A 4,858-nucleotide genomic window follows, 5' to 3' on the forward strand; every position below is an offset into this window, starting at 1 on the left:
GGCAAGGGTCGAGCCATCCTGACCGGCGTCCACCTGGAAATGTCGGGACGGGAATGCAAGGACGCGCTGCGCGGGCACAGCGACATGGCTGCACACGTGCACGTCTGCCACAAGCTGTCGGAGACCGGAACGGCGCGTTTGGACGTTTTCCGCCGTTTGCTGGCTCACGCCGGACTCACGCTGCGCTGACTGTTCAAGGCGTCCAGTACCAGATGGCGGCGTTGGTGATGAAGGTCTCCCAATACGCGTGCGGCTTGCCGGGATCGTCGTCGTCGTAGAGGCGGGCCAGATGCCATTGGGCCTCGATCCGTTCTCTCGATGAATCGCCGAGGCCATCCTTCTCGCCCTTGGCCACGTAGCGGCCGCAAGGCTGGCCAGCGAAGGGTGCTGCTCCGATTGATTCTTCCAGAGCACCGTGAATCCGATCAGCGCGCCGTCGCTGATGCCATGCGCGTCGAACCACGCGTTGGGATCCGGCTTCCCCACTTTGGTCTGGTAGCGACCGGTGAGTTTGGCGCCCGGCCCGATGGAAAGGATCTCGAGCCCGCCGCCATTCGGGCCGAGCCATCGTCCAACGCGGATTGTCATGGTGTCTCCTTGGGGTTGTGCGGATGGGTAGCCGATGCACCGAAGAACACGTCACCGACCACCAGGTGTCTGACGGTCCCGTCCGCGAGGCGCAGCGACAGGGCGCCGCCTTCGTCGATGCCTTCGAACACGCCGCTGACGGAGTCGTCCCGGTCGAGCGAGGTTCGAACCGTGATGCTTTCGCCCAGGCCATTTGCGTTCTCCGTGTACGCGGCCCGGATGGCTGCAAGCCGCGCTGGCGCCAGAGCGCGAGCGCGCCCATCAAGGCCTGCGCCAGTTCGCGGATGACCTGATCGCGCTCGATCGCCGATCCTGCCTGGCGCAGGCTGGCGGCGGGATACAGGAGGCCTTCGGTCGGACAGTGCGCGACGTTGACGCCGATTCCGACAACCAGCGCTTCAGCCGACCATCGATCAACATCGGTGCTGCGGATCAGTCGATGCGATTCGATCAGCGTGCCGGACACTTTCGCGCCATCGACGAGCACGTCGTTGGGCCACTTGAGGGTCACGGCATGCGATGTCGGAACGTGAGGCCGGATTGCAGCGTGGGTGGCAACAGCAACGACCAGCGGAAGCTGGTTCAGGTCTCCTCAATCCGCCTGCGGGCGCAGGATCATCGAGAAGAAGACGTTGCCTTCGCTCGACTGCCACACCTGGCCGCCCCGGCCGCGTCCCTTCGTCTGGCGGCGCGCCCACACGAGCGTCAGATGCTGCGGTGCGGCACCGCTGGAGAAACGTGAGCACATGGGCATTGGTGCTTGGGGTCTCTTCGAGCGCGACTTCCGTTACTCCACCCGGGAGACCGCCGGCTGGCGATTGCGACTTCGGAAGTGCAGGCACGTCGGATTCGTCCACGACAGCGCTCCTCGGCTTCAGACCTTTGCGATGCGGGGAGTCACTGTGCCACGAATACGGCCGCGAATCCACCGCGCCAGGCACGCGCCCATCAAGCCTGCTCTTTCGCTTTCTTCATGGCCGCGACGAGATGCTTGGAGCCGGATCCCCACTTGGAAATCGTCGTGACCGCCTGCGTGAAGGGGACGTCCAGGGGATGCACGCAACTTCGCTCCAGGATGTAGACGGCGCCGGCCAGAGGCGTTGGCACGGAGGGCACGAAGACGGTGTACCGCCCGTCGTCGAGCTCTTCGATGATGAATCCAGGGACGAGAGCGTCCTCGATCTCGATCAGCGCCGGCTTCCAGACGTTCTCCTCGCTCTGATTGGTCATGCGCTGCGTGAGACTTCGAAAAAGCGCATAACCCGGGATCCGCTCGAACAGGGCCTTCTCGATTCGTTCCCGCGTCGCCCTGCCCGTCCGGGTGCGGACAACGACACCAACCAGGAAGCAGATGAGCACCAGGAGTAAGAGCGACAGGACTTTTTCGGCGCGCATCCAATCCGGCAGCATGGCCGCGATCGACCGCACGACATTGAGCAAGGTGCTGCGATAGCGCGTTGACGGAATTTCCTAACCCGCGGACGGGCTTCCTCGCGAAGATCTATACAGCCAGGGTGTTCACCTCGGTGGCCGATCTGAAGCGACAGTTCGTGCGCTACATCCGCGGCAACCACGTGCCAAACAGGCCCAAAGACGATGCGGTGTCAGTCAGTGCGCTTGACCCTCCCGTTCTGCTAGCGCTGGGTCGACGCCCCGCCCGCCGCGCAGGGCCAATGCCCCCGTGAGTGCACATGCCCCCAACGTCCACACAATCACTGCGCCCGATGGCAGGTCCAACAAGGCCGATAGCGCGAGCCCCAACGCGTAGCCGATCACGCCAATTCCATAGGCCAGCCAAAGGCGCCTCGTGCCGCGATGCCCGCGGGTGCCGAGCGCCGGAATGATGAGGCTGGAGAACACGAGGTAGACCCCGACGAGTTGCACTGAAGCTGTGACGGCCAGCGCAAACACCGCATAGAAGCCGAAGCGGCCGAGACGTCTCACCCAACCCAAGCCCAATGCGAGCAGCAACACGGCCGAAACGCCACCCAGCCACAGCAATTGCGTCCTGTCGACCCACAGGATCTGTCCCACGAGCAAGTCCTTCAGGTGTTCGCCGCCATGGGGGTTGCCCGACAGCAGCAGGATGCCGGCGCAAGCGGCGAGCACGAACATCACGCCGATCAGCGCCTCTTGTTGCTGTGGCGCGCGCCGCTCGGTCCAGGTCAACAGCCAGGCGCCGAGCAAGGCTGCAGTCACCGCGGCCAACTGCACGGCGACGCCCCCCTCGGGAATGCCCAGCGCGTCAGCGGAGATTACCCCCAGTCCGGCAATCTGCGCGATCGCGAGGTCGATGAAGACGATGCCGCGGTCCAGCACCTGCATGCCGAGCGGCACATGGGTTGCCAGCACCAGCACGCCGGCAATCAAGGCCGGTCCGAGGATGCTCCAGTCGAGTGCATTCCAGTTCACGATTTGGCCCCGGCACGGAGCATCCGGGCCAGCGTGTCGTCGAAGAGCCCAAACAAGTCCTTCGCGCCCTCGGTGCCGCCAACCGTGAAGGGCAGCTTCACCGCCGGAATGCCAGCGTTCTTGCTGAGCCAATCCGACGGGCGCGGGTCCTGGTAGGCGGCATGGATCACCATCCGCGGCGGCGTGTCCTTGAGTTTCGCCAGGACTTCCTGTAGGTGCGATGCCGTGGGCTCGACGCCGGGCTTGGGTTCGAGCACGGCCACTTCCTTCACGCCGAGCCAGTCGTAGAGATAGACGAAGGCGTTGTGTTGCGAAACCACGGACGCACCCTTGAGCGGGGCGGCCTGCGCCGACCAGCGCATGATGGCTTGCTGCCAGCGCGCGCTGAAATCGGCCTGGTTCCTGGCGTAGTCCGCCGCGTGCGCAGGGTCGACCTGCTGCAAGCGCGTGCCGAGGGCGGCAGCCACTAGCGCGATGTTGCGCGGGTCCGTCTGGATGTGCGGATTGCCCGCGGCGTGCACGTCGCCTTGCGAGCGGTCGACCTGCGTCGGTACTTCGAGCTTGCGCACGTAGTCGGCTGCCGCGAAATTGCCCGGCTGGCCGGGCTGCACCTTGGCGTTGCCGGACTGCTGCAGCAGCACGGGCAGCCAGCCGATCTCGAGTTCGGCGCCGGTGCAGACGATGAGGTCGGCGCCGCGTGCGCGGGAGATCAGGCTCGGCTTGGCCTGGATCTGATGCGGATCCTGCAGCGCGTTGGTTGCGACCGACACCTCGACGAGGCTGCCGCCGAGCTCCTGTGCCAGGGCCCCCCATTCGGGCTCGCAGGCAAGCACACGAAGCGCTGCGTGGGCGGGAGCCGCCAGCAGCAGCGGCGCGGCAATCATTGAAATGACGAAGAGGCGATTGAATTTCATGGTTTGCCTTTGTGTTTCCCTTGCGATTGGAAAGGTGCAGTCAGTAGCTGTGTGCGCCGTGCGCGCCCAGGCTCATCTGGTATTGCAGGAAGACCTGGTTGTCGACATGTCCGATCTGCGCGCGGTCCTGGGCGAACTGCAGTCGGATGCGCGAGAACTCGCTGGGGTTGAAGTCGACCATTACCGAGTTCTTGCTCGGGCGGTAGTTGCCGAGGAACGCGAGCGAGGCTGCTCCGAAAGTTGGCGTGCCGGGGTCGAGCCTTTCGGTGCGCAGACCGACGCGCCATTTCGGCATGAACTGGTAGACCCCTTGCACGTACCAGCCCGACTGGGCCACGCTGTAGTTGCCGAAGGCGTTCGCAAAGCCGACGTCGTAGAGCAGGTTGCCGTTGCGCGTGCTGCGCAGGTACTCGCCCTGGAGCTTGAAGTTGGTCCGCGTGGCGTTGCCGTTAGGTGCCCATTTCCAGACACCGTCGACGATCCAGACGCGCGTGTCGCCGCTGAAGACATCATTGACCGGGAACCCGGCGGCGTTCATCGCGACGAGTTGTTGGTCGGTGGCCTTCGCGTTCAGCACCGAAACGCCGACGCGCCAGTTGTTGCTTTCGCCGATGTCGCCGCCGGTGTGCAAGGCCAGGGCGCTCATCCCGGCGCCGTTGCCACTTGGCTTGGTGCCAGGAAAGCTGCTGCCGGCACCGACTTCGGCACTGAGTTCGACGTACTGCTCGATCGGCGCGATCCAACTCATCTGCACACCGTCGTTGATGTACTGGGTGCCCAGCATGGCCTGGTAGGCCAACGGGTTGTCCACGAAGTCCCAGGTGTGCGAATGCTGCGGGTTGAGATAGCCGATGTTCGAGAAGAAGCGCCCGCCCTTCACGGAGAGCCCGTTGCCGAGCGAAGTGGTCTGGATGAAAGCCTCTTCGATCGACACCGAGTTGTCG

At 64.6% G+C, this 4,858-nt stretch carries 4 protein-coding genes and 2 pseudogenes; 1 reads left to right on the forward strand and 5 read right to left on the reverse strand.

Annotation, left to right across the window (positions count from 1 at the left end; translation table 11 throughout):
- On the forward strand, positions 1 to 189 hold a 189-nt coding region (locus AC1DY5_RS42165), incomplete at its 5' end, for a BPL-N domain-containing protein (RefSeq protein WP_478120378.1).
- Positions 190 to 193: 4 nt separating this feature from the next.
- On the opposite strand, the pseudogene AC1DY5_RS42170 reads toward AC1DY5_RS42165, so the two are convergent.
- From AC1DY5_RS42170 to AC1DY5_RS42190, 5 genes and pseudogenes are all read right to left on the reverse strand, one after another.
- Positions 194 to 1,342 (reverse strand): annotated as a pseudogene (locus AC1DY5_RS42170) (biotin--[acetyl-CoA-carboxylase] ligase).
- A 194-nt stretch (positions 1,343 to 1,536) separates the two neighbouring features.
- Entirely contained in the window at positions 1,537 to 2,028 is a 492-nt protein-coding gene (locus AC1DY5_RS42175; protein WP_478120379.1) for a DUF502 domain-containing protein, read from the reverse strand.
- A gap of 168 nt (positions 2,029 to 2,196) precedes the next feature.
- Positions 2,197 to 3,000, reverse strand: a complete 804-nt coding sequence (locus AC1DY5_RS42180) for a metal ABC transporter permease (protein ID WP_478120380.1) — start codon at positions 2,998 to 3,000, stop codon at positions 2,197 to 2,199.
- Positions 2,997 to 3,914, reverse strand: coding sequence for a metal ABC transporter substrate-binding protein (locus tag AC1DY5_RS42185; RefSeq protein WP_478120381.1), 918 nt, complete (start codon positions 3,912 to 3,914; stop codon positions 2,997 to 2,999). The genes AC1DY5_RS42180 and AC1DY5_RS42185 overlap by 4 nt, the downstream gene beginning before the upstream one ends.
- A 40-nt stretch (positions 3,915 to 3,954) precedes the next feature.
- Positions 3,955 to 4,858: pseudogene (locus tag AC1DY5_RS42190) on the reverse strand (hypothetical protein); the annotation flags it as partial.

This window comes from Variovorax sp. P4_D9, from assembly GCF_056401695.1.